Here is a 22,128-nt window from a genome sequence, read left to right as displayed (position 1 = left end):
ATCGCTTCGGTGAACGAGCCGGCCACGTCCGTGTTCGCCGGGCCCTGGAACCCGATATGGCTGTCGGAGACCTGTACGAACCTGAGCGCCCCGCTGCTCGCCGCGGCGACCTCGGCGGCGCTCTCCCGGGAGTCGGCGATGTGGCTGATCACCTCTCCACCGGCCACCGTCAGGACCACGGCCCCGCCGAACCATCCGGCGTGCCGGAGGAGTTGACGCCGGGACATGCCGTACGGTCCGGACGGTGGTTCGGCACCGTCCGCCGGCGCCGGGTCCAGACTGTCGTGGTACTCGGTCATGAGGTCACCTCCACGGTGGCGGTCATGAACGGATGGACGGTGCAGAGGTAGGCGTAGGTGCCGGGCTTGGTGAACGTGTAGCTGTAGGTGGCGTGGGTGGCCAGGGCGGCCGAGCGCAGCGGGCCGCCCTGACCGGAGCTGGTCACGGTGTGGGCGTCGGTGTCCTGATTGGTCCAGGTGACTTTCGTGCCCACCTTGACCTTCAGCGTGGTCGGGGCGAAGGCGAAGTTCTTGATCGCCACGGCGTTCCCGGCCACCGGCGCGGTCGCCGCGCCCGTACTCGGGGAGCCCGTGGGCATGCTCATGCCGGGCATGGCCGAGGCGCCGGGAGGCGAGCCCGCCGTGCCCCCCGTCCCGGCCGCACCGGGCATCCCGGCCATCTGGCTCTGCCCCGGGCCAGGTGTGAGGGCACCGGCTCCGGTGGACGAGGAATGCGGCGACGGGCCGCACGCGCTGAGGAGACCCAGTGCGCCGCCGGCGGCGGCGACGGCGAGCCCGGCCGCGACGCGCGATCGCCGGGATGCTGGACGAAGGTTCAGGTGCATGGTGCTGGTTCCTCGGGTCGGGGGGAGGGGGGAGGGCCGGGAGCTGCTCAGCCCTCGCCGGGTCGGAAGCGGGCGACGAATGCCCTTTGTGTCGACTTTTGTCTGATATGGCAGCTCTTGTCTGACTTCACGGACCGCGGGCCTCGCACGGTTCGGAAGTCGCGGACCTTTTGTGCGGCTTCTTGGTGATCGGTGATCGGCCGTCGATGCGGGCAGCTGTGCGCGGCACGACAAAAAGGGGCATATGCGCGATGATCGGCCTATGCCATGGACTTCCCGAAAACGTGGTCCAAGGGCCGATCCGGATCGCTCCACGCACCGTGTCTCTGGTAACGGGACCGCTTCGACCACGGACGAGGAGCTGCTCCGCACTCTGTATGCCGAGCACGCGGGACCCCTGTTCCACTACGTGCTGCGACTGACCTCAGGAGACCGGCAGTGGGCCGAGGACGTCGTGCAGGAGACGTTGCTGCGGGCGTGGCAACACCCCGCCGCGTTCGAGCCCGAACGCGGCCCGGCCCGGGCATGGCTGTGCACGGTCGCCCGGCACGTGGTCATCGACGCTCGCCGGGCCCGCAGCGCCAGGCCGGCCGAGGCGGGCGGCGAGGCCCTGGAGCGGGCCACCGAGCAGACACCGGGAGAGGACCAGATCGAGCAGGCACTGCAGAGCTGGGCGGTGGCCGACGCCATCCGGACGCTGTCCCCGGACCACCGCGCCGTGCTGCTGGAGACGTACTACCGCGGCCGGACCATGGCGGAGGCCGCGAGTGTGCTGGGCATCCCGCTCGGCACCGTGAAATCGCGGACGTACTACGCGCTGCACGCCCTCCGGCTGGCGCTACGGGAACGGGGCATCGAGCCATGACCGTGGCATGGAGGAGGTGCCGACCATGAGTGAGCACCACGACGCCCTCCGGCTGGCGCTGGGCGGGTACGTCCTGGGCACGCTGGCCCCGGCGGAAGCGGAACAGGTACGCGCCCACCTCGCCGTATGCGACGAGTGCCGGGCGGAACACGCGGAGCTGGCCGGACTGCCCGCGCTGCTCGCGACGGTCACCGCTGCCGAGGCCGAGGGCCAGGCCGCACCCGCAGCCGACGAGGACCTGGCCGGCCGGCTGGTGCGGCGGGCGGCCGAGAGCGTCCAGGGCTCACCGCCCGCACCGCCCGACACGCCCGCGGTGCCTCAGGCATCAGAGGCGGGTCTGCTCGACAGGATGCTCCAGCAGGCCGCGGGCAGGCGCCGCAGGACCCGGCGGCTGCAACTGGCCGGCGCCGCCGCATCCCTTGCACTCGTCGCGGCGGCGGCGACCGGCGTCACATGGCTGGCGACCGGTGGTTCGGTGGTCGGTCAGGCGAGGCAGCCCGGCCCGACGGCTCCCGCTCCGTCGCGCGTCTTCACCGGCGCCGACCCCACCACCGGCGTCGCCGCCTCGGTCAGGGTCTCGCCCACTGCCTGGGGCAGCGTCCTGCAGGTCTCCGCCAAGGGGGCGCCCGCCGGGATCACCTGCCGGTTGCAGGCGGTCGGGCCCGGCGGGGCCAGGGCGGACGCCGCGACCTGGCGGGCGGGCGAGTATCCGACCGGTACCACGATCCCCGGGGCGGTCCCCATGTCTCCGGGGGCCATCGAGCACTTCGAGATCATCGCCGGCAACGGCCAGAAGCTGGTCACGATCCGCGCGTGAGGCGGGCGAAAGCGGGTATGGCAAAAGGCGCGCACCACTCGAACCGACCGGCATCCCTCGCCCGTGGAACTGAATGAGCGCTCAAGTGCACGTTCCGGCCCGCACCGCCCCTCGGTGTTCCAGCGGTCCCCCGCGTTTTGGCCTCCGACCGTTCACAGAAGAGCCAGATGACCATGTTCGTGACCGATACCGCCCTCACGGGCTCACCGTTTTCGCAATGCCGCCACCAGGCAGTGCTCACCCTGCCGGCGCGCGAGGCGCATGTCTCCGCAGCCCGTCACCTCGCGGCGGATCTGCTGGCGTGCTGGAGCGTTCCCGAGAGCGAGCGGGACTCCGCCGTTCTCATCGTCGACGAACTCGCCGCCAACGCCGCGCAGTACGGCCGCGAGCACATGACGCTGCTGCTCGTCCTGGACCACGGCACCCTGCACATAGTGGTCACCGACTCCGGCACCACCGTGGAGCACCGGCACCGCGACGTCGCGCCCGACGAACGCGGCCGCGGCACCGGAATCGTCACCTGCCTCGCCGAGTCGACGGAGGTCCACCAGACGCGCAGCGGCCGCGAAGTCCGCGCCCGCCTCAGGTGCACGGGATGACCGGACCCGCCGGCATGCGTCGGCGGGTCGCCGTGCGGGAGACCCGCGCTACCGCATGTTCCACTGCACGAAGCCTTCCCAGGGCTCCTGGCCGCCTCGGTGCATCGCCGGCGGCTGCACCGGATGAGGGTGCCCCAGGCAGACGATCAGCTGCGGGCTCACTCCGGCCTCCAGTCCCAGCAGCGTGGCCACGGCGGCCTTGCTGAAGGACGTCACCGGCCCCCCGCCCAGGCCCAGGGCGTGTGCCGCAAGCAGCATGGTTGCGGCGGCGGTTCCCACATCGATGTGCGGCCCCCGGTTCTCGGCACCGAGTCCGTACGCCCGGACGCGATTCTCGTCGATGCAGACGACGACCAGGGCCTTCGGCCGCTGGAGCATCCCGGGGGAGAACAGCCGTACCGCGCGCAGCACAGACGGCTGATCGACGGCGACGAAGCGGTGCAGGCGCCGATTGCCCGCATGGGGCGCGAAGCGCGCGCTCCGGATCACCGTCTCCAGGTCTTCCCTGCTGACCGGCTCATCGGTCAGAGCCCGCACGACACGCCGGGAACGGATGGCCGTGAGTACCGGGTCCGGACTCATCGACCGCCCTGCTCCCTCGGGTCGATCTCGGCGCGCAGATGTTGGGCGACCGTGACGCACAGTGCGTCGACGCCCTGCGTGTACGCCGCCGGATCCGCTGCGGCCAGGGAGGTCTCCGAGATACCCGCCACGACTTCCCGGAGCAGGGCGCGGTCACCCGCCTCCACATGCGGTTCCATGGCCGCGGCCAGCCGTCCGGCCGCGGTGAGCAGTCTCAGCGGCGCGTATTCGGCCGCCTCGTCGAGCTGGGTACGGGCCGAGGCGATCAGGTAGCACAGGATTTCGAACGCATCCTGCCGACTCGTCACCATGGGGTGCCTCATAGCATCTCCCGAGTGCAGCGTCCTGGACACATTGTCATCGCGTCCGAGGCCTGCCGCGCGATGAGCGCGTCCGATGGCTGCGGTGAGCCGACAGGGCGGGCCGGTGCGCCCGTCCCTCACCGCAGCCGCGCTCGACCCACCCGGTCAGCGATCCGACCCGGAGAGGTGCCGGCGAAGGTCCACCACCGTACGCAGTTTCCCGCTGGTCGCGGTGCGCTCGAAGGCCTCCCTCGCCGCGGACTCCACGGCGAACGCCAGCAGGCCCTCCGCCTCGGCCGGGGCCAGCTCCGCGATCTCGGCGGCGAAGGCGTCCCGGGCGGCGGCGGGATCCGGGGCGTACTCCTCGTCGAGGCGGACCGCCAGCCGCTCGCGGCCGGAGCCCGACGTGACCAGCAACTGCAACTCGCCGTGATAGCCCAACCGTTCCTGCGCGGCTTGCTGGAAGCGCCGGTAGTTGAAGAAGTAGGTGCCGACGCGTACGACATCGCCGTGGCGCCCCAGGAGTTCCAGCCGCGGTACGTGGCTGCCGCACGGGCACCTGCCCTGCACCTCGCGTCCCAGATCACCGATCTCGTAGCGGTCCAGCCGCTGCCCGGCACGTGCCCGTGAGCGGAACACCAGCCGCCCCGGCTCGCCCGGCGTCACCGGCCGGTCCTCGTGCGGGTCGAGGATCTCCAGCGTGTGCAGATCGGTCAGCACGTGGTGGACCGACCCCTCGGCCGCCGCGCACTGGTAGCCGAGCGGTCCCAGATCGGTGCTGCCGTACGCGGCCGAACGGATCACCTCGACGCCGAAGTCCTCCGAGAGCACCCGGCGCTGTTCCGCGGTGAAGTGCTCGCCGCCGTAGAACATCTGGCGGATGCCGCCGTAGTCGCGCAGCCGGTCCGCCTCGGCGTGGAACAGCTGCCAGAGGTAGGAGGGCATACCGAAGACGGTGTCCACCCTGTGGGCGACCAGCGCTTCGGCGACCACGGCGTGGTCGGCGCCGGCGGCCATCGGGATCTGCGTGGCGTTCAGCCGTTCCAGGATGGAGAAGAAGCTGATGAAGCTTCCGTACATGCCGCCGCAGTAGAACAGGTTGGCCGCCCGGTCGCGGGCCGGGTCGAACCCCGCCGAGAGCAGTCCGTCGGCGGCGGCACGCATCTGGTTGTCGTAGTCGTCGCAGGTGAACACCGACAGCGCGGGCGTGCCCGTGGAGCCGCCGCTGCGGAAGTACAGGTGCGCGTACTGCGGGTCCAGTGCCCTGAGCGCCCGCTGGACGCCCTCCTTGCCCAGGAGCGGTCCGTCCGGCGGCGGGGGCAGCACCGGCGGCGCCACCAGGTCGTCCAGGCAGGCCACCGCGCGGAAGCCCGCTTCGGGCGCGCGCACGCTCACCCGCCGGCTGTAGCGGGGCAACGCATAGACGCCGTCGTGCGGTTCGCCCTCGTAGCCCTCCAGCATGGAACCCACCGGAGTGACCCGGGTGACCCCCGCGGCGAACATGGCCCGTGCCAGCTCGGCCACGTCGGCCCGGTCGCCGCCGATCGCCGCGGTCTGCAGGTAGCGGCGCATCGGCCGCAGTGTCGCGGTGACCGCGTGCCGGGGCAGCGGCTTCACCCAGACGCTGCGGTGCAGCGGCGAGGCGCCGAGTGCCGGACGCGAGTCGGCCAGCACCCGCCAGGAGCCGTCGGCGGCGGCGAACACCCGGGTCAGACCCAAATGCTCTTCGAGCCGGGCGAGTTGTTCCGTGGTCGTGATCTCGGCCTGCTCGGCCGTGCCCGGCCGGGGTGCCCGCCGTGCGTCGGAGACCTTGGCGAGCCGCTCGGCGAACCGCCCGGCGAACGCGAAGACCTCCTGGGCGTCCTCGGTGTCGAGGTAGACCACCTGCGGACTGGAGCAGGCCTGCTGCTCGAAGCGGCAGACGTCCTCGGCGAGCGCGTCGAGCGTGACGACGTCGGCCGCCGCGTCCCGGGTGAGGTAGGCGAGGGAGATCCGGTGCCCCCACTCGACGACCCGGCAGCCGGGCGGGGCCAGGTCGCTCACTGCCCGCACGGCGTCCTCGCCGCCCCACACGGCGATCGCGTCCGCCTGCCCGCACAGCTCCTCCAGCCACGGCCGGCGCGACGACGGGAAGCGCAGGGCGACGACGCGTTCGGCGATCAGGCCGGTCGGGTCGGCGGCGCCGAGCGCGGCGAGCAGGTCGAGGGCGAGCGGGGTGTCGTCGCCGCTGGTCTTGAGCACGTTGAGGTTCCCGGCGAGCAGTCCCTCGACGACGCTCAGCGGTGCCACGGTGGACGCGTTGCCGGGCGCGATGTGCACCAGCAGCCCGACCGGCGCCCAGGCCTCGTAGACCGTCTCACGGCCGTCCGGCCGGGTCAGCCGCTCCGGGCGCAGACCGCCGAGCTCCCGGCGGAGCTTGCGTTCCAGGGCCTGCCGGGTGAGCGCCGCGGCCAGCTCGGCGAGGGTGCCATGGCTCTCGTGGTCGGGCAGGTGCGCGGCCAGCCGGGCGTGCAGGGCGGAGCCGGGATCGGCCAGATCGGCACTGACCGCGGCACAGGCACCGAGCACCACGTCGGTGGGCAGCGGACGGGTCAGGACCCGCGCGGTCAGCTCCGGCAGCGCGGCGAGCCGCCGGCCGGCCTCGGCGTCATCGATGAACTCGCCCTGCCACAGGTGGAGTACGGAAGTGGTCACGACATTCCCTTCAGAAGTTCGGCGGCGGCGACCGCGCAGCTGCGGTTACGGCTCACCCCGGCCCGGCCGTGCACGGTGAACCAGTCGGTGGCCAGCGGGCAGCCGCACTCCTCGCCCGGGTGCAGCGACGCCAGGTCGCCCATGACGACGCTGTGCGCCGGCACGGAGGTGATGTACGGGCTGACCAGGTGCAGGAAGCCGCGCTCTCCGTACGGCAGCGGGCGGAGCGTCGCCGTGTCGCGGACGGCGGCGCGCGACCACACCGGCACATGCAGCCGGTGCCGCTCGCACTCGACGTAGGGCACGCAGTGCTCGACGGAGCCGAAGGTGTCGCGGATGCGCTCGGCGGGGATGCCGAGGACGTCGGTGACCTCGGCGTAGAAGTCCTGCTTGCCGATCTGCCGGTCGGCGTGGCCCTTCCAGCCGCCGCCCAGCACCACCAGCGAACCCTCGGGCAGCCGCAGCGGCGGCAGACCGAGGGCACTCATCCGTTCCAGGGTGAAGTGCAAGAAGGCGGGGAAGCCCAGGATGCGCAGCGGAATGTCCTCCTCGGCGTACCGCTGGAGCGCCGCGATGCAGCCGTGCACGTCGAACTCGTGGCCCGAGCCGGTGTGCCGCAGGGCGTGCGTGGTGTGCCGGGCCGGGGCGAAGTCGCACAGGTAGTTGTCGGTGAACGAGGTGCCCAATTTCAGCGACGGCGCGGGCTCGTAGCTGTAGAGCAGGTAGTTGACCGGCTGGTCCGGGGTGATCCAGCCGTAGTGGTCGAAGACCCGGGCCACCATGCGCTGCGCCGAGCGGATGGTCCACTCGTCGAAGAACATCTGCGACTTCTGGCCGGTGGTGCCCGAGGACGTCAGGTGCAGGAAGACCTCGTCGCGGGGGATCGACAGGACCTCGTGGCGCTTGAAGAACGCGGCGGGCAGCAGCGGGGTGCGCACCCGCTCGCCGACGGTGGGCGCGGGCACCTCCGGCGGGTCCTGGAGCAGGGAGCCGAAGAACGGGGAACGCGCCGCGTGCCAGGCGTTGGCCTCGGCCATGGCCACGGCGAACAGCGCGTCGGCGTCGGGGCCGGTGGCGTACGGATCGACCAGGTCGCACAACTGCTGTACGTGGCCGAGCGCCGCCGGGTCGGGGACCTCGACGGGAGCGAGATGGGGGTTCATCGGGACACCTCGTGAAGGGGCAGGTAGGTGGAGGTCCAGGCGCTCAGGTAGGCGCTCAGGTACGGCTGGAGGAGCGCTCCGACGGCCGTCGCTCTGAAGTCGATCTGACGACTGGTCCGGGACAGCACCACGTAGTCGTGGAAGCGGTCGCCGATGCGGCGCATCGCCGGATATCCCGCACTCGGCACGAAGCCCGAGGCCAGGAAGGCTTCCAGCGCCTCGGTGTCGGCGAGCGGCAGCAGCGTCTCGGCGTAGTCGGCGCCGGCTCGCCGCACCGCCGTCATCAGCGCCTCCAACGCGCCGGACACGGCCGCCGGATGCGGATGGACGGCGACCAGGGCGCAGCTGCCGGCCACCGGGTCGAGGTCGGCGTACGCCTCGAAGCGGCCGTCGACCGCGACCAGCACGGCGTTCGGTGTGTGCAGGGGGAAGAAACGGCTGCCCGCGTCGGGGAAGTGCTCCAGGAAGCGGCGGCGGACAAAGCCCGGAGCGGCGATCAGCTCGATCGGTTCGGCCCCCGTGACGGCGCTCACCGTGGAACGGGTGGTGACGTGTGCCGTCCCTGCGTAGTCGATGCCGACGCCCGAGGACACCGCGGACAGCAGCGGTGCGAGGCGCTCGGGTACGCGCTCCACCGGCGCGCGGCGTTCCAGTACGCCGTTGCCGTAGCGGGCGAACAGCGCCAGGCTTTCGCAGCCCTCGACCTCGACCGCGTTGGGCATCAGGCCCAGGGGCCGGAAGCCGTTGCGGACGACGATGTGCTGCGGGCCCCCGGTGACGACGCGGACGGTGGTGTACACCGAGTCGAGGCGGCCGGTGCCGAACGCCTCGTCGCACACCACACCGGTCAGCCGGGAGGCCAGCCCCCCGCCACGGTGGCCGGGGTGCACGGCCAGGCCGACGAGCTTGCCGATGCGGCTGCCCGGGTCGGTCTGCACGACGGCGGAGCCCACCAGGTCGCCCCGGTTTGTGCGGGCGGTGAGCCAGTGCGCGGTGCCGTCGGTGATCAGCTCGCGCATGACGGCGGGATCACTGCCGAGCGGCACCGGGTAGCCGTGCCCGTACACGTCGAAGTACAACTGCCGCAGCTCGGCGATGTCCTGGACCGCGGCGGGCGTGAGGACGACGGTCATGAGGCGTCTCCCGTCAGCGCGACCTGGCGCGCGGTCGTGGCGGACGGCTCCGGCTGCGCGTCGTGCGCGCGGCTGCCCAGCCACCACAGGGCCAGCGAGACCGGCACGAGCCCGGCGCCCTGCACCAGGCACAGGACGCGCGCCGTCAGATGGTCTCCGAGCGCGCCGAAGACGAGCGAGGAGACAGGGAAGGTGGCGCCCAGCAGCGCCTGCATCACCGCGAAGAATCCGGGCTTGTCGTCGGCGGGCACCAGCCGCTGGAACAGCGCGACGAACCGGACGCCGATGGCGCCGACGCACCAGCCGGTGACGACCAGCGAGCCGACCGCCACCATGTGTCCCGGGAGCAGGCCCGGTACGGCAAGGGCCGCGCCCATCACGCCCAGGCACACGCTGCCCGCGGTGGTCGGGCGTCCTGGGAGGCGTCCGCCGGTGAACGCTCCGACGAGCGTGCCCGCGCCCAGCGCCGCCTCCAGTGAGGCGACGGTCGAGCCGGTGGAGTGCAGTACGCCCCGCGTGTACAGGGGCATGACGACGTAGACGGCGGTGGTGAAGACATTGGCGAGGGCGAAGCAGACCAGGACGCGGCGGATGAACGGTAGGCCGGCCAGGATCCGGCGCAGCGTCCGGCGCTCGGGTGCGGGTTCGCCGGCCTGCCCCGGCGCCGCTGTCGCGTGCGGAAAGCGGACCGAGACGATCAGCAGTGCCGCCACCAGACAGGCGCCGGCGCACCCGGCGACCACGCTCTCCAGCCCACCCGCGTCGACCACCAGCGGCCCCAGGAACCCTCCGGCGAGTCCGGCCACGGACTGGGTGGACAGCTCGAATCCGGTCGCCGCCTCGATGTCCGCGTCCTCGACCAGTTCAGGGACCGAGGTCGTCAGGCACGGGTCGAAGACCGCCTGGCAGGTCGCCAGCGCCAGTCCGGCCGCGTAGACGGCGGCCACGGGAAGCGCCGCGGCCTGCGCCCAGACGGCCGTGGCCGTGGCGAAGAGACCGGCTGCGGCCGCCGCCACGGCCAGCACCGTGCGGTGGGCGTGGCGCGCGATGACGCGGGCGACCAGCGGGGCGAGCGCGACCGCGGGCAGGGTGCTCACCGTGAGGAACAGCCCCGAGTCGAGCCCACGGTGGTCGCCGCCCGCGAAGCCGACGAGCCACCAGACCGCGCCGACCTGGAACATCCGGCCGGCCATCTGCGTGAGGAGCTGACCGGCCCAGACCCTGCCGAAGGACGGGTTGCGCAGCACGACGGGCAGACGCCGCGCGCGCGGAACCGGCGCGCTCATGAGTGCGGCCGTTCGTCGACCACCCGGATCAGCTTGCCGGAGCGGGCGTTGACCGCGAGGTCCCGGTGCCGTGCCCATTCGACGGCGAGCGGGTTGACGTGCCCGGCGGCGGTCGCGCTCGCGTAGAGCGGACGCTGATCCAGCACCGCCTTGGCGATGGACTCGCCCAAGGCGGCGTGCCGGTCGTCGTCCGGTTCGCTTGTGGCCAGCCGCAGCACCAGGCCGTCCCGGCCGGCCCGGCGGCGCACCACGAGTTGCAGCCCGGTCACTTCACCGGCCGGATCGGCCCCCGTGACGACGTCGTGCACGTCCTGGGTGTACAGCGATACGGGGCCGACCCGCACGCCCTCCTCGGCGCGGCCGAGGATGCGGAAGACCCCCGCGTCCCGGTCCACCCATTCGGCCCGGTCGCCCGCCGGGTAGCGCAGTACGGGCATCAGCCGTCTGCGCAGGTCGGTGACGACGAGCCGGCCCGGCACGCCTTCCCCGTCGACCGGCTGGTCGGTCTCGTCGTCGAGGATCTCGACCACCGTGTGCGGGGTGAACGCGCGGTGCACCCTCGGGTCGCTGCCGGGCACCGCCTCGCCGAGCAGGCCGGCGTCCACGCTCGCGTACCCGAGGGAACCGACCTGGGCGTGCGGGAACGCGGCCTTCAGCAGCGGGAGTTGGTCGCCGAACAGGCACTCACCGCCGAAGAGGAGCAATTCCACGTCCTCCAGTGCGCGACCGGCCGAGGCGAGGTGCTCGGCGAGCGAGCAGAGCGTGGTGGGCGTTCCGGCGACGACCTGTACCCCGAACTCCTCCAGGGTGGGGACCGTGGATTCCCAGGGCGCCGCACCGCCGATGGGCAGTCGCACATTGGCCACCGGGCAACGGTGCAGTGAGTCGAGAATGAAGTTGAAACTGGCGTAAAGGTCACCCGCGTAGAACAGGTCTGCCACCCGCTGACCCGGCCGCAGCCCGGCCGTGACGAGTCCGGCACCGAACGCCGTGGTGAACTCCCGCCATTCTGTGCGGGTGTAGTAAGAGAATTTCGGGGACCCCGTGGTGCCGCCACTGCGGAAGACGACGGCTTCGCTCAACGGCGCGGTCAGCAGCGTGTTGTCACGCGGTGAGTTGGCCCGCCAGAAATCCACCTGGGGCACCACCGGGAGATCGGCAAGATCCCCCACGCCTTCCGGGAGGTGAGCGTAAAGCTCCTGGTAGAACGGGGAGTTGCGGCGGACGAAGCGTATCAGCTCCGCGAATGGTTGAACGGGCATCAATTCCTGCCGAAGGATGCTGGATGTGCCGTCGGCAAACGGAAAGGCCGACGGTGGTGCGACGGATTTGGTTCGCTCCGGAAAGGGTTGAGGAACGCGTCGCTGACGGTGTGATCGATGGTGCGCCGCGGGAATCCGAGGCGTCCAGACCCAGAGGGTATCTCATCATTCGGAATGCCCTTGCACCAACTGGCCACCTGTGCAGTGGGCTTCGGCGTCGAGCGGGACGAGCTGAGGCGACCTTCGGTTCCGGCCGCGACCGAGACGGTGGTCACAAATGACCGCGTTTCATAAGCAGTCGTTGAGCGGACCTCAAGTCGCCTTTATGGAAACGCGGATGTCGCTGCATTCGGGGTCTCGCCAAGTGTGGCGTGGAAACGGGGGTTCGCCGGGCGGGTGGCGGGAGGCCGCCCGCCCCATCGCTGGGCGAGGGCTCAGGAGAGCGGGACCCCCGCGATCGCGATGCGCTCCATCACACGGCGCTGGGGGTAGTAGTCGTTGATCGCGTAGTGCTGGACGGCGACGTTGTCCCAGATGGCGATGGAGTCGGGCTGCCAGCGGAACCGGACCTGGAACTCGGGGACACGAGCCTGCAGGCCCAGCTCGTGCAGCAGCCCCTTGCTCTCGTCCTCGGGCAGCCCCACGATGCGCGTGGTGAACGGCTCGTTGACGTACAGGGTCTTGCGCCCGGTGCGCGGGTGCCGTACGACGACCGGGTGCTCTACCGGCGGCAGCGACCGGCGCAGCGCCGTGATCTGCTCCTCCGTCATGAACACGCCCCAGCTGGGAGCCCAGTCGTGTACGGCCCTGAGGCCGTCGATGCGCTGCTTCGTCGCGTCGGTCAGGTTGTCGTAGGCGGCGCCCATGTCGGCCCACAGGGTGTCGCCGCCGGCCGGCGGGACCTCGATCGAGCGCAGGATCGAACCGAGGGCGGGCGCGGCCATGAACGAGTGGTCGCTGTGCCAGAGGTTCTCCTGCCCGATGACCGTCGCGTCCTTGGCCAGCCTGGACACGCCGACTGTCTCGCCCTTGGGGAAGAACGGGTTCGGCTCCGGCTCCCCCCACACCCCGGCCAGGGCGAGGTGGGCTGTCACGTCGAAGTCGTGCTGGTCCCGGAAGAAGATCACCTTCCACTCGATCAGCGCCTGCCGCAGCTCCCGTGCCAGTTCCTCGTCGATCGGCCGGGACAGATTCACACCGCCGATCTCCGCGCCGATGTGCGGTGTCATCGGTGCGATCTCCAGCAGCCGGTACTCGGTTCGCTCAGCGGCCGGCGCGGTCCGTTCCAGCGCGCGCCGACCGGAGTGGAACAGGGGCTTGTCCAGCAGGGGGTTCTGGTCCGCCGTTGAGGTGGTGTCCATGCGGTCCTCCTCGATCGCGCGAGAAATCGTTACCGAAAGTATCGATATCGGCGTGTTGGGCGGCAAGGGTCCTTGCGGTGAGGAGGGTTGAGATGTGGCCACCTTCCGGGTGCGCTGCCGGGTGCCGGTCAGGGCTTGTTGCCGCGCCCGGCTGTATCGATACCGGACGTAACGTTTCCGGGCTCCGGGGGCGCCGCGGCCGCCGGTTGGCCGACCGCCCTGACGAGGAGGTCGACCAGATCGTCCACCAGGCGGGTGTTGGGCAGTTCACCTTCCGCCAGCAGGCGGTACACCAGCGGCGCCGCCACGAGCGTGGCGGCCGACCGGATGTCCACGTCCACCCTCACCTCGCCGCGGGCGATGCCTCGCTGGAGGACGGTGCGCGTCTCGGCCATCATCCGGTCGGTGAAGTCCGCGTACTCCCCCCGTGCACCGCCTTCCTCGGCGGCGGAGGCGACAAGTTCCGCCAGCAGCCGGGCGGTTCCCGGTAGCCGGTACGCCGCCGACCGTGCGGTCAGCACCTCGCGCAGTTCGGCGCGAATGTCACCCAGGTCCGGCACCGACAGAGGGCCGACACGTGTCTCGGCCGCCGCGATGATCAGGGCCTGCTTCGACGGCCAGCGGCGGTAGATGGCGGGTTTGCTCACCTTGGCGCGTGCGGCCACCGCGTCCATCGTGACCGCCTTCACGCCCTGCTCGGTCACGAGCTCTATGACCGCCTCGAGGGTGGCGTCGGTGACCCGCTCCTGCCGCGGTCGCCCCGGCCCACGTTCGGTCCTCTGTGTCTGCGCGCCGGCCATGCTCCGAGAATACGGGGTGACCTGGCCGCTCCGGCCGCCGTCCTTCCGGCGCCGGACGCCGCAGACGTGGCTGGATGAGCGGTTCCTGATGGGCGCCGTGAGCGCAGAGCCGGGCAGGCGCGTGGCGGACGGGCCGGGCTGTCGGTCACGGCCGGCTGCTCGGGTTGCACCCGTGAGAAGCGGCATGATCCACTCGTGCGGACCAACCGGCAACTCCACCCCGTGGCCGTGCTGTCCGAGCCGCTCGCCCACTCGGCGGCAGCCGCACCGCAGCCCGACATCACAGTCAGAAAGGCCAGTTACGTGTTCCAGGACGCCCCGATCTATCACCGGCTCATCGCGGAGCGCGGTGATGTGCCCGCTCGCGTGCGCGACGCGGCCGCGAGCATACGTCTCGAACTCGAAGGCGTGATGGGGCAGTCTCTCGAGGCATTCCGGCCCAACTCGGCCTCTGCGGGCATGCCGTCGCAGCCTCGCCCCGCTCTCCATCCCGGCTCGCAGACGTGACGACGGCCAGGACGCCGTCTGCAACTCTCGCCCTGCACGGTCGTGAGGGCGGTCTCCGTGCGCAGAGGACCGTCAAGGCCCGTCCTGCTGATCCCGCGCGGGCGGGCCCGCAGCGGGACCGGTGAGGAACTCCGGCGGTCGTGCGGGCGCGGTACGGAACTGCTGGACGCGCTTAGCCGGGCCTGGGGCAACATCCTTACGGCCACCGGCAAGACCATATGGTTTCGAGCTGCGTACGAAGACGCCGTAGGTCCGGGACTCGTCCACGACAGCGGGCCCGCCACTACAGCGGGCCGGCCGGGTTCATCGTGGACGGGCGAGCAGGACGGCGACGTCGTCCTGAGGCGGTGTCGGCAGGAGATGGGCGATGAGGTGGTCGCGGGTCTCCTGCAATGTCCGGCTCGGCTGCTGCAGGGCGCGGACCAGTTGGCTCAGACCGTGGTCCAGGTCGTGGTCGTGGCTTTCGATGAGGCCGTCGGTGTAGAGCACGAGCAGACTGCCGGGCGGCATGGGGACCTGTTCGGTCGCGAAGGGTTCGTCCAAGGGCGTGCCGAGCGGTGTGCCGCAGGTCCTGTCCAGGAGCCGGACCGAGCCGCGGGGGTCGGCCAGCAGGGGCGGTGGGTGACCGGCCCGGGTGACCACGCAGCTGGAGGTGGCCGGGTCGTAGACGGCGTAGACACAGGTGGCCAGCTCGCTCTCGCCGAGCTCGCCCACGGTGGCGTCCAGGTGCTGCAGGAGACCCGACGGTGGCACGTTCTGCGAGGCGAGGGCACGGGCGGTGATGCGTAGCTGTCCCATGACCGCCGCCGCCCGGATGCCGTGTCCCATGACGTCACCGATGATCAGGCCGGTCCGGCCGTCGGGGAGGGTCAGAACGTCGAGCCAGTCGCCGCCCACTTCGTTCTCACTGCTGGCGGGCAGGTAGCCGCTGGCCAGTTCGAGTCCGGGCACGGTGGGCAGCGGTTTGATGAGGCTGCGCTGCAGGGTGAGGGCCGCCTGATGCCGACTGGCGTAGAGGCGGGCATTCTCGATGTTCAGGGCTGCCCTGTCGACCAGCTCGTCCACGAGCACGGTGTCCTGTTCGTCGAACGGCTCGCCGCGGGTGCGGGTGGCGATGACCAGGCCGAGCACCTTGCCGCGGGCGTTCAGCGGGATGATGCGCGCGGTGCCGGGCACGCTGTGGGCGAACAGGCCCGCCCGTGGATCCGCGGTGGCCGTGCCCAGGGCCGGCAGGGGAAGCGCCACAGTGCGGGGGCGGCCCTGCGTGAGAACGGCCGCGTACACCGATTCGGGCGGGATACGGCAGGTCACCTCGGACGCGGGCGACCCGAGCGGGTCGGCCGGGCCGGAGCCCGCCGTGACCAGGCAGGTCAGCAACTCGTGAGCGGAGGCGCCCACGTCGTCCGGAACGAGTACCTCCTCCAGGAGGAGCACCTCGGCGGTGTCGGCGAGCTGGGGCACGAGCATCTGGGCCAGGCTCCGGGCTGCCTGCCGAAGGTCCAAAGTGGCGCCGATGCCCCGGCCGGCTTCGGCCAGCAGCGCGAATCGCTCCCGCGCCCGCTCCGCCCGCAGGTGATCGGCCTGGCCCTCGGTGATGTCGATGACGGAGGCGATCACGCCAAGTCGCCCGCCGTCCCTGTCCGTCAACGCAGCGTACGAACACGACCAGATCCGGTCACGATCGGTAGTGGCCGCGGTACGTCCGGTGCGGACGTCGACCGCGGCCCCGCCGGTCAGGAGCACCTGCCGCATCGAGGCTTCCACCTTCGCGTGGTCGATCCCCGGGACCACCTCGGCGATTGCCTTGCCCACGTGCGCGGCGGCGGACAGACCGTTCATCTCGGCGAGTGCGTCGTTGACACGCACATAGCGCAGCTCGCGGTCGAAGAGCGCCAGACCGATCGGCGACTGGCTGAACAGCCCCTCCAGCGCTGCCAGCGAATCCCGCATGCGCCGCACGCGGGAGGTCTCGGCGGCGATGACGAGGTGGCCGGGGCGCCCCTTGGGATCGGTGCTGGGGCAGACCCACATTTCCATCTCGACCACGTGCCCGTCCCGGTGCCGCACCGGATAGGCCCCGACCACGGTTTCACCGGCGTGGGCGCGGTCCATCAACTCCTTGGCCAGTACTTGGTTGCACTGTGGAACCAACAGGGGGATCACGTCCTGGCCCAGCGCCTCTTCCGGCCGCCAGCCCAGCAGGTCCTCGGCCCCGAGCGCCCACTGCCACAGGCGGCCGTCGTGGTCTGCGGCCCAGACCGCCATGGGAACGAGGTCCTGGAACACGCCCGGGTGCCCGATGGCCGGCTGCTCGGCCACCGAAGTGTCACTGCTCGAAACCGCCCGTTGCGCGACCATGCCAAGCCCGACCCACCAGACCAACGGTGCAACCCCGCGGGCGCCGGTTCAACACGCCCTGATCCCGACTATTCTGCCTCAGGAGGTCCACGGTGGGTAAATCCAGATATAGAAATAAATCTGGTGTGAAGCCCGGCCGGACCGCACGCGATGACGCGGTCGGATGAGGCCGGGCGGACTGTGCGGCGCGGGGTGCACGCCCTTCGGCCCAGTGGCTCACCCGAGGTAGAAGTCCCTGCGGGCGGCCACGAACGACTCGATGGTCCGGGCAGGCAGGCCCGTCACGCGTTCGACGTCGTCCGATGCGCGGTCGTAGCGGTTCTCCCGGTGCAGTCGGGCCATGGTGGCGATGTGCTCCTCGGTGTGCGGTGGGAGCCCCGCCCTGGCGAGGACCTCCGCCCGCCACCGGTCCAGTGGCACGTCCACAGAGGACACCGGGCGCCCCAGGGCCCGGGCGAACTCCTCGGCCATCTCCGTCATGTCCACGGTGCGGGGCCCGGTCAGCTCGTAGACGTGCCCGAGGTGCGGAGCCGGGTCGCGGAGCACGGTGGCGACCACCCGGGCGACGTCGTCCACGGCCACCGGCGATGTGCGCCCGGCACCGAACGGCAGCGCGATGGTGCCGTTGTCCCGGATCGACTGCGCCGCCAGCGTGGTGAACAGGGGGTTGTCCAGGAAGGCCGTCGGGCGGATGTGGACCACCGGCAGGCCAGACCAGTTCAGTACCTGCTCGGCCAGCCAGTGCAGCCGCTGCTGATGGGACTCCGTGGTGCTGGTCGCGGTCATCTGCGACACCGTCATCTGCGACATGTCGACCAGGCAGTCCAGCCGTCCGTGCTCGCGTGCCACGCTGGCGACCACTGTGGCGGCCAGCAGATGGTCGGGAGAGACCGGCATCGCGAAGTACATCCGCCCGACACCCTCCAGCGCGGCGGCGACGGTCTCGGGCCGGGTCAGGTCGCCGAGGACCACCTCGGCGCCGGTCGCACGCAACCGGGCCGCGCGGTCGTCGTCGCGGCGGACCATCGCGCGCACCGGCACGTCCTGCGCGCGCAACTGGTCGAGGACGGTGCGGCCCACGTCGCCGACGCCGGTGATGAGAACGCGGTTGCCGGCAGCCATCGGTAGATCTCCTCGGGAGTGGGTGAACGTGTGGTGATCACATGCGCATACGGCGCGTGATACGGGTCAGAGGGCGGCTGCGCCGCGCCGCCGCATCAGCCTGTGCCGTAGCCCGACCAGGGCCCCGGCGCCGACCGCCCACAGCGTGAGCGTGATCACGGGACCTGCTGTGTGAGCGCCGTGGAAGTAGCTCAGGTCGGTGACGGCGCGGACGGCGGCGCCCGGGGGCAGCAGGGCGGAGACGGCTCGGGCCGCGGCAGGCAGCAGATCGGCGCCTATGGTGGCGCCACTGGTGGCGTTGCCGGCGGTCAGGAGCACCAGCGTGGCGACCGGGATGCCGACCGGGCCGAGATAGGTGCCGAACAGCTTGGTGGCGAAGGCGGCCGCGGCGGCCAGCAGAGTGAGCGTGAGGGCCAGCGGGACGACCGGGGCCGGTACGGCTCCCAGAACCGGCCCGGCGATGATCGTGGCGACCGTGCCGATGGCCGCGGAGGCGCCGGCCAGCAGCCAGAACCGGTGGCGCAGGCGTAGCAGGCCGACCAGGCCGAGCGTGTTCGAGCCGAGAACGAAACCGGCCAGGGTCACGCCGAAGGCCATGTAGAAACCGGCCAGCCCCCGGGTGTCGTAGTGCGTCAGGGGCACGACGTCCTCGGTGACGACGCGCTCTCCCGCACCGTGGGCATAGGCGCCGACGAGGGTCTTCACAGCCGATGTGGTGGACATGCCCACCGCTCCCGCGGTCTCCAGGCGCAGCCGGCCCGGGCCGTCGGTGGTGAGCGCGGCGACGACGTCATGGCGCTCCAGTAGGTGCCGCGCGGCCGCGGCACCGGTGGCCGGGTGGACGTCGACGCTGTCGCCGAGGGCCTGGTGCATCCGGTCCGGCAGGCCCGGTGCGGCGACGGCGATGGGGATCCGATGAGGCTGCGGATCACGTTGCAGACCCACGTAGCAGCCGACGAACGCCGCCACGACGACCAGGGCGGTCAAGGCGGGCTGGAGCCAGGCCCTGACCGGCGGTCGGCGGCGGGCGGCCCGGTTCGGTTCGGTGGAGAGCTCGCTTGTCGCGGCGGTTGCGGGCTTCCGGTCGGGAGCGGATACGACGGGGGTTTCCATGAGGGGCTTTCTGGTGGGCGGGAGCGCAGGTGCGGCGAACGGTCGGGCAGCAGGCCGGCGGGACGACCTGGAGCAACGAGGGGAAGAATAGATTACGACAGTAATTTATTCCGGGAGTAGGGTAGATGTCATTCGTCATCCGACTGGGGAGGTGCTCATGGGCCGAGTTTCACAGGCGCGGGCTGAGGAAAACCGCAAGCGCGTCGTGGAGACGGCGTCCCGCCTCTTCCGCGAGCAGGGCACCAGGGTGAGCGTCGCCGACCTGATGAAGGCCGTGGGCCTGACCCACGGCGGCTTCTACAAGCAGTTCGACTCCAAGGAAGCCCTGATCGACGAGGCCGTCACGCACGCGTTCGACGAACTGGGCAGGTGGCGCGAGGCCGTCCTGGAGGATCACGAGGGGCGGCGCGAAGAGGCCCAGCAGGCCATGATCGAGGCGTACCTGTCTCCCCGGCACCGGGACAACGCATCCGCCGGCTGCCCCGCCGCCGCGCTCGCCGCCGACATGGCTCGCGACACGGGGGAGGGCGACGCCCACCGTGCCTACTCCGGGGGCGTACGGGACTTCGCCGACTGGCTCGCCACCGAGGACCAGGACGGCATCACACGGCTGTGCACCATGCTCGGCGCCGTCACACTGGCCCGTGCCGTCAAGGACTCGCCACTGTCCGACGAGATCCTGACGACCGCCCGCGCGGCACTGTCCCCAGGCCGCTGATCAAACCGCGGGTGGCGGGCCGCCGAGCCGTGGCGGTGTCAGTGGTGGGTGCGAGCCTGTGGCGATGGATGAGCAGCAGTTCATGCGGGGCCGGGTTTACGGAGCCGACCACGACGATCCGGGGCCACGGGACGGGCACACCTATGTCGAGCTGGTGGCCGGCCCGCTGGACGGGCTTCTGCTGGACGTCACCGGCTGGACCCGCCAGGCCCGGCGGGAGAGCGTCGCTCTGGTCACGGAGATAGGCCGGTACGGTCCCGGCGGCCGGACCCTGTACGCGCCCAGGCCGACGGACCCGGAAAGGTTCGACTGGCGTGGCGATGTCCCGTGAGCAGGTCAGCCCACCAGTCTCCCACCACGGCACGGCGTTTGGGCCCCTCCCGGACGCGCGGGTCCCGGCGCCCCCGTGGTGGTCGCTCTCAGCCCCGTGCGCGCCCCTTGCCCAGCACTTCCAGTACGGCGCGCGCCATGACTGCCTCACCGGCGGCGTTGGGGTGCGCGGGGGCCGCGGGTGAGGCCGGCTGCAACGGTTCGATCCAGCGGTCCGCCGGGGACTTGCACATGTCGTGGCCGCGCGTGGACCGGTAGGTGTCCACGTAGTCCGCGCGATCCCAGGCGGCCACCAGACGAAGCATCAGGTTCAGCAGCTTCTCGGTGTCCCGCAGATAGGGGAAGTCCTTCGCGGCGAACGGCACCGAGGGGTAGCAGCCGCTTCCGTCGTCCGGCAGGAGGTCCGGGTAGCCCACGACGAGCACCCGGGCATGCGGCGCCCTGGCGTGCACGGCCCGCAGAACACTGTCCACCTTCGGTGCGGTCCGCGCGATGCCGACCGTCAACTGGTCGATTCCGGAAGCTGTGTAGTAGCGCTGGCACGGGTTCCCCGTCGGCTCCTGGGGGCCGAGTCGGGCGCAGGTGGAGACGATGGAGCCGAAACCGATGTCGTTGCCGCCTATATGGACGGTCACCAGGTCGGTGCCCCGGCTCAACGCGTTGAGCTGAGGACCGTTGGCACCCTGTGGCTTCCACATGTTCTCGGTCGTTGCCCCGGCGCAGCTCACGTCCTTGAACGCGCTCACCCCGCGCTCCGCCGCCACGACGGAGGGGTAGTTGTGATCCGAGCGGGCGCAACCGGCGTCGATCTGTTGCGGGATGAGGGGGCCCGAGGTGTAGGAGTCGCCGAGCGACACATAGTTCGTGGCGTGGGCGGAGCCCGTGCTGTGGGCTGCGGCCGGTGTGGCGGACGCGGCGAAGAGGGCGCAACCGCCGAGCGTCGCCCCCACCGCGACCGGCCACCGGCGACGTCTCGCCGCCGCACCCGAATGCGTGTCGTTCGCCATGCGAAGCCTCCCCCTGGGACCCGGGCTTCACGCGGAACCGCCGCCGGAGGCGGATGCGCCGCGCGTTCAACGGGGCTTGTATACCGTTCGGTATGTGCCAAGGGCCAGAGGCGGGACCAATCCATTGGACGCCCGACGCGAGACCAATCCGTTGAACGCGGATTCCGACCGCGTTTCGGCCTCATGGGGAACGTATGAGTCCGTGGCGACTCGCGGCAGCGTGGTCCCCGCGGCGCGGTCGGTCCGCGTCTGTGTGTGCCGCGTGTCGCCACACGTCCGAAAGCGCCGCGAGGACGGCGTCGTTGGCCTGCGGGCTGCCAATCGTGAGCCGGATTCCCTCACCGGGGTAGTGCCGCGCCCGGACTCCGCCGCGGGTGAGCGCCGCGGCGCCCTCGTCGACGGGGTCGGGCGCGGCGAGCCAGAGTGAGTTGGCCTGGCTCGGGCGCACGTGCCACCCGGCTCCGGCGAGCCGGTGGCGGAGCCGTTCGCGTTCGGCGACGACGGTGTCCACGCGCCGGCCCAGCTCGCCGCCGGCCCGCAGGGAGGCCCGCACCGCCGCTGCCGCCACCGCGTTGATCCCGAAGGGCAGTTGCTGCCGGCGGACCCGCGCCACCAGGTCGGGGGCGCCCAGTCCGTAACCGACCCGCAGGGCGGCCAGCCCGTAGGCCTTCGAGAAGGTGCGCAGCACCAGCAGGTTGGAGTGGGCGTCCAGGAGCGCGGACGTGTTCGGCAGGTCGGGGTCGCGGGCGAACTCCACATACGCCTCGTCCAGGAGCACGGTGACGTGTGGGGGCACCCGTCGCAAGAACGCCGACAGCGGGGCAGCGGTCACCAGGCTTCCGGTCGGGTTGTGCGGATTGCACAGCACCACGACGCGGGTGCGCCGGTCGAGCGCGGAGAGCAGGGCGTCCAGATCCTGGCGCCCGTCCGTCGACAGCGGTACGGCAACGGGCTGGGCGCCGACCATGGCGGCCAGCAGGGGATAGGCGTCGAAGGTGCGCCAGGCGTAGGCCATCGTGTCGCCGCGCTCGATCACCGCCTGAAGCAACTGCAGGGCCACGCCCACCGATCCGCTGCCGACCACGACGTGGTCGGGGGGCACCCGGCACCATGCGGCGATCCGCTCGACGAGGTCATCGGGATAGAACTGCGGGTAGCGGTGGGCCTGGGCCACGGCCCGCCGCATCGCTTTGCGCACCGAGGGCAGTGGGGGGTAAGGGCTCTCGTTGAGGGCCAGGTGGTGCAGTACGGGGACGTCGTCCATC

The 22,128-nt window shown here is 71.4% G+C and carries 21 protein-coding genes and 1 pseudogene; 6 read left to right on the top strand and 16 right to left on the bottom strand.

The genetic code is table 11. The features are described from left to right. Both AB0A61_RS37675 and AB0A61_RS37670 read right to left on the bottom strand, forming a co-directional pair. Nucleotides 1–299: pseudogene (locus AB0A61_RS37675) on the bottom strand (metallophosphoesterase); the annotation flags it as partial. Continuing rightward, nucleotides 296–604: a plastocyanin/azurin family copper-binding protein gene (locus tag AB0A61_RS37670; RefSeq protein ID WP_361303084.1), complete on the bottom strand. Its 309-nt coding sequence runs from the start codon at nucleotides 602–604 to the stop codon at nucleotides 296–298. The pseudogene AB0A61_RS37675 and the gene AB0A61_RS37670, both read right to left, overlap by 4 nt. Before the next feature lie 484 nt (nucleotides 605–1,088). Between AB0A61_RS37670 and AB0A61_RS37665 the strand changes: the two genes are divergently transcribed. The 3 genes from AB0A61_RS37665 (at nucleotide 1,089) to AB0A61_RS37655 (ending at nucleotide 3,125) form a co-directional block, all read left to right on the top strand. Next, a complete protein-coding gene (locus AB0A61_RS37665; RefSeq protein ID WP_361303081.1) occupies nucleotides 1,089–1,709 on the top strand; it encodes a sigma-70 family RNA polymerase sigma factor in 621 nt (206 codons plus the stop codon). A gap of 25 nt (nucleotides 1,710–1,734) precedes the next feature. Further along, nucleotides 1,735–2,526, top strand: a complete 792-nt coding sequence (locus tag AB0A61_RS37660; RefSeq protein ID WP_361303078.1) for a zf-HC2 domain-containing protein — start codon at nucleotides 1,735–1,737, stop codon at nucleotides 2,524–2,526. Between the two features lie 167 nt (nucleotides 2,527–2,693). Next, nucleotides 2,694–3,125, top strand: coding sequence for an ATP-binding protein (locus AB0A61_RS37655; RefSeq protein WP_361303075.1), 432 nt, complete (start codon nucleotides 2,694–2,696; stop codon nucleotides 3,123–3,125). Between the two features lie 48 nt (nucleotides 3,126–3,173). On the opposite strand, the gene AB0A61_RS37650 is transcribed toward AB0A61_RS37655, so the two are convergent. From AB0A61_RS37650 to AB0A61_RS37610, 9 genes are all read right to left on the bottom strand, one after another. Then, nucleotides 3,174–3,707: a nitroreductase family protein gene (locus AB0A61_RS37650; protein WP_361303072.1), complete on the bottom strand. Its 534-nt coding sequence runs from the start codon at nucleotides 3,705–3,707 to the stop codon at nucleotides 3,174–3,176. Further along, a complete protein-coding gene (locus AB0A61_RS37645; RefSeq protein ID WP_361303069.1) occupies nucleotides 3,704–4,018 on the bottom strand; it encodes a DUF6092 family protein in 315 nt (104 codons plus the stop codon). Before AB0A61_RS37645 ends, AB0A61_RS37650 begins: the two co-directional genes overlap by 4 nt. 156 nt (nucleotides 4,019–4,174) lie before the next feature. Then, nucleotides 4,175–6,703 carry an acyl-CoA reductase gene (locus AB0A61_RS37640; protein WP_361303066.1) on the bottom strand — a complete coding sequence of 843 codons (2,529 nt, stop codon included), beginning with the start codon at nucleotides 6,701–6,703 and terminating at the stop codon, nucleotides 4,175–4,177. Beyond that, nucleotides 6,700–7,866 carry an acyl-protein synthase gene (locus AB0A61_RS37635; protein ID WP_361303063.1) on the bottom strand — a complete coding sequence of 389 codons (1,167 nt, stop codon included), beginning with the start codon at nucleotides 7,864–7,866 and terminating at the stop codon, nucleotides 6,700–6,702. The genes AB0A61_RS37640 and AB0A61_RS37635 overlap by 4 nt, the downstream gene beginning before the upstream one ends. After that, entirely contained in the window at nucleotides 7,863–8,999 is a 1,137-nt protein-coding gene (locus AB0A61_RS37630) for a GNAT family N-acetyltransferase (RefSeq protein ID WP_361303060.1), read from the bottom strand. The genes AB0A61_RS37635 and AB0A61_RS37630 overlap by 4 nt, the downstream gene beginning before the upstream one ends. After that, the gene (locus tag AB0A61_RS37625; RefSeq protein ID WP_361303057.1) at nucleotides 8,996–10,285 is read right to left on the bottom strand and encodes an MFS transporter; all 1,290 of its coding nucleotides are present in this window, start codon (nucleotides 10,283–10,285) and stop codon (nucleotides 8,996–8,998) included. Before AB0A61_RS37625 ends, AB0A61_RS37630 begins: the two co-directional genes overlap by 4 nt. Then, nucleotides 10,282–11,547 (bottom strand): phenylacetate--CoA ligase family protein, encoded by a 1,266-nt coding sequence (locus AB0A61_RS37620; RefSeq protein WP_361303054.1) that lies wholly within the window; start codon nucleotides 11,545–11,547, stop codon nucleotides 10,282–10,284. The genes AB0A61_RS37625 and AB0A61_RS37620 overlap by 4 nt, the downstream gene beginning before the upstream one ends. Nucleotides 11,548–11,981: 434 nt before the next feature. Beyond that, nucleotides 11,982–12,908 carry a TauD/TfdA family dioxygenase gene (locus tag AB0A61_RS37615; RefSeq protein ID WP_361303051.1) on the bottom strand — a complete coding sequence of 309 codons (927 nt, stop codon included), beginning with the start codon at nucleotides 12,906–12,908 and terminating at the stop codon, nucleotides 11,982–11,984. Nucleotides 12,909–13,036: 128 nt separating this feature from the next. Next, nucleotides 13,037–13,708: a TetR/AcrR family transcriptional regulator gene (locus AB0A61_RS37610; RefSeq protein WP_361303048.1), complete on the bottom strand. Its 672-nt coding sequence runs from the start codon at nucleotides 13,706–13,708 to the stop codon at nucleotides 13,037–13,039. A gap of 303 nt (nucleotides 13,709–14,011) precedes the next feature. On the opposite strand from AB0A61_RS37610, the gene AB0A61_RS37605 reads away from it, so the two are divergent. Further along, complete coding sequence (locus AB0A61_RS37605; RefSeq protein WP_361303087.1) at nucleotides 14,012–14,215, top strand: hypothetical protein; 204 nt, start codon at nucleotides 14,012–14,014, stop codon at nucleotides 14,213–14,215. A 303-nt stretch (nucleotides 14,216–14,518) separates the two neighbouring features. Here AB0A61_RS37605 and AB0A61_RS37600 read toward each other — a convergent pair whose 3' ends face one another. The 3 genes from AB0A61_RS37600 to AB0A61_RS37590 all read right to left on the bottom strand — a co-directional run bounded on the left by AB0A61_RS37600 (nucleotide 14,519) and on the right by AB0A61_RS37590 (nucleotide 18,808). Then, nucleotides 14,519–16,534 carry a SpoIIE family protein phosphatase gene (locus AB0A61_RS37600; protein ID WP_361303045.1) on the bottom strand — a complete coding sequence of 672 codons (2,016 nt, stop codon included), beginning with the start codon at nucleotides 16,532–16,534 and terminating at the stop codon, nucleotides 14,519–14,521. Between the two features lie 255 nt (nucleotides 16,535–16,789). Beyond that, the gene (locus AB0A61_RS37595; RefSeq protein ID WP_361303042.1) at nucleotides 16,790–17,695 is read right to left on the bottom strand and encodes an NAD(P)H-binding protein; all 906 of its coding nucleotides are present in this window, start codon (nucleotides 17,693–17,695) and stop codon (nucleotides 16,790–16,792) included. A 66-nt stretch (nucleotides 17,696–17,761) separates the two neighbouring features. Continuing rightward, entirely contained in the window at nucleotides 17,762–18,808 is a 1,047-nt protein-coding gene (locus AB0A61_RS37590; protein WP_361303039.1) for a hypothetical protein, read from the bottom strand. A 157-nt stretch (nucleotides 18,809–18,965) separates the two neighbouring features. On the opposite strand from AB0A61_RS37590, the gene AB0A61_RS37585 reads away from it, so the two are divergent. Continuing rightward, nucleotides 18,966–19,526: a TetR/AcrR family transcriptional regulator gene (locus AB0A61_RS37585; protein WP_361303036.1), complete on the top strand. Its 561-nt coding sequence runs from the start codon at nucleotides 18,966–18,968 to the stop codon at nucleotides 19,524–19,526. Between the two features lie 64 nt (nucleotides 19,527–19,590). Next, nucleotides 19,591–19,857, top strand: coding sequence for a hypothetical protein (locus tag AB0A61_RS37580; RefSeq protein WP_361303033.1), 267 nt, complete (start codon nucleotides 19,591–19,593; stop codon nucleotides 19,855–19,857). A gap of 88 nt (nucleotides 19,858–19,945) precedes the next feature. Here the strand turns inward: AB0A61_RS37580 and AB0A61_RS37575 are convergent, their stop codons facing one another. Both AB0A61_RS37575 and AB0A61_RS37570 read right to left on the bottom strand, forming a co-directional pair. Next, the gene (locus tag AB0A61_RS37575) at nucleotides 19,946–20,863 is read right to left on the bottom strand and encodes an SGNH/GDSL hydrolase family protein (protein ID WP_361303030.1); all 918 of its coding nucleotides are present in this window, start codon (nucleotides 20,861–20,863) and stop codon (nucleotides 19,946–19,948) included. Nucleotides 20,864–21,044: 181 nt separating this feature from the next. After that, entirely contained in the window at nucleotides 21,045–22,127 is a 1,083-nt protein-coding gene (locus tag AB0A61_RS37570; RefSeq protein WP_361303027.1) for a histidinol-phosphate transaminase, read from the bottom strand. Nucleotide 22,128: the final 1 nt, after the last annotated feature.

The sequence above is a fragment of the Streptomyces sp. NPDC046197 genome (genome assembly GCF_040646295.1).
Classification (GTDB): Bacteria; Actinomycetota; Actinomycetes; order Streptomycetales; family Streptomycetaceae; genus Streptomyces.
This window is presented reverse-complemented; position numbering and strand designations above follow the sequence as displayed.

Coding starts and splice junctions, on each gene's coding strand:
- AB0A61_RS37670 (WP_361303084.1), bottom strand. CDS start 604: ATGAGCATGCCCACGGGCTCCCCGAGTACGGGCGCGGCGACCGCGCCG.
- AB0A61_RS37665 (WP_361303081.1), top strand. CDS start 1,089: ATGCGCGATGATCGGCCTATGCCATGGACTTCCCGAAAACGTGGTCCA.
- AB0A61_RS37660 (WP_361303078.1), top strand. CDS start 1,735: ATGAGTGAGCACCACGACGCCCTCCGGCTGGCGCTGGGCGGGTACGTC.
- AB0A61_RS37655 (WP_361303075.1), top strand. CDS start 2,694: ATGACCATGTTCGTGACCGATACCGCCCTCACGGGCTCACCGTTTTCG.
- AB0A61_RS37650 (WP_361303072.1), bottom strand. CDS start 3,707: ATGAGTCCGGACCCGGTACTCACGGCCATCCGTTCCCGGCGTGTCGTG.
- AB0A61_RS37645 (WP_361303069.1), bottom strand. CDS start 4,018: ATGGTGACGAGTCGGCAGGATGCGTTCGAAATCCTGTGCTACCTGATC.
- AB0A61_RS37635 (WP_361303063.1), bottom strand. CDS start 7,866: ATGAACCCCCATCTCGCTCCCGTCGAGGTCCCCGACCCGGCGGCGCTC.
- AB0A61_RS37630 (WP_361303060.1), bottom strand. CDS start 8,999: ATGACCGTCGTCCTCACGCCCGCCGCGGTCCAGGACATCGCCGAGCTG.
- AB0A61_RS37625 (WP_361303057.1), bottom strand. CDS start 10,285: ATGAGCGCGCCGGTTCCGCGCGCGCGGCGTCTGCCCGTCGTGCTGCGC.
- AB0A61_RS37620 (WP_361303054.1), bottom strand. CDS start 11,547: ATGCCCGTTCAACCATTCGCGGAGCTGATACGCTTCGTCCGCCGCAAC.
- AB0A61_RS37615 (WP_361303051.1), bottom strand. CDS start 12,908: ATGGACACCACCTCAACGGCGGACCAGAACCCCCTGCTGGACAAGCCC.
- AB0A61_RS37610 (WP_361303048.1), bottom strand. CDS start 13,708: ATGGCCGGCGCGCAGACACAGAGGACCGAACGTGGGCCGGGGCGACCG.
- AB0A61_RS37595 (WP_361303042.1), bottom strand. CDS start 17,695: ATGGCTGCCGGCAACCGCGTTCTCATCACCGGCGTCGGCGACGTGGGC.
- AB0A61_RS37590 (WP_361303039.1), bottom strand. CDS start 18,808: ATGGAAACCCCCGTCGTATCCGCTCCCGACCGGAAGCCCGCAACCGCC.
- AB0A61_RS37585 (WP_361303036.1), top strand. CDS start 18,966: ATGGGCCGAGTTTCACAGGCGCGGGCTGAGGAAAACCGCAAGCGCGTC.
- AB0A61_RS37580 (WP_361303033.1), top strand. CDS start 19,591: ATGGATGAGCAGCAGTTCATGCGGGGCCGGGTTTACGGAGCCGACCAC.
- AB0A61_RS37575 (WP_361303030.1), bottom strand. CDS start 20,863: ATGGCGAACGACACGCATTCGGGTGCGGCGGCGAGACGTCGCCGGTGG.
- AB0A61_RS37570 (WP_361303027.1), bottom strand. CDS start 22,127: ATGGACGACGTCCCCGTACTGCACCACCTGGCCCTCAACGAGAGCCCT.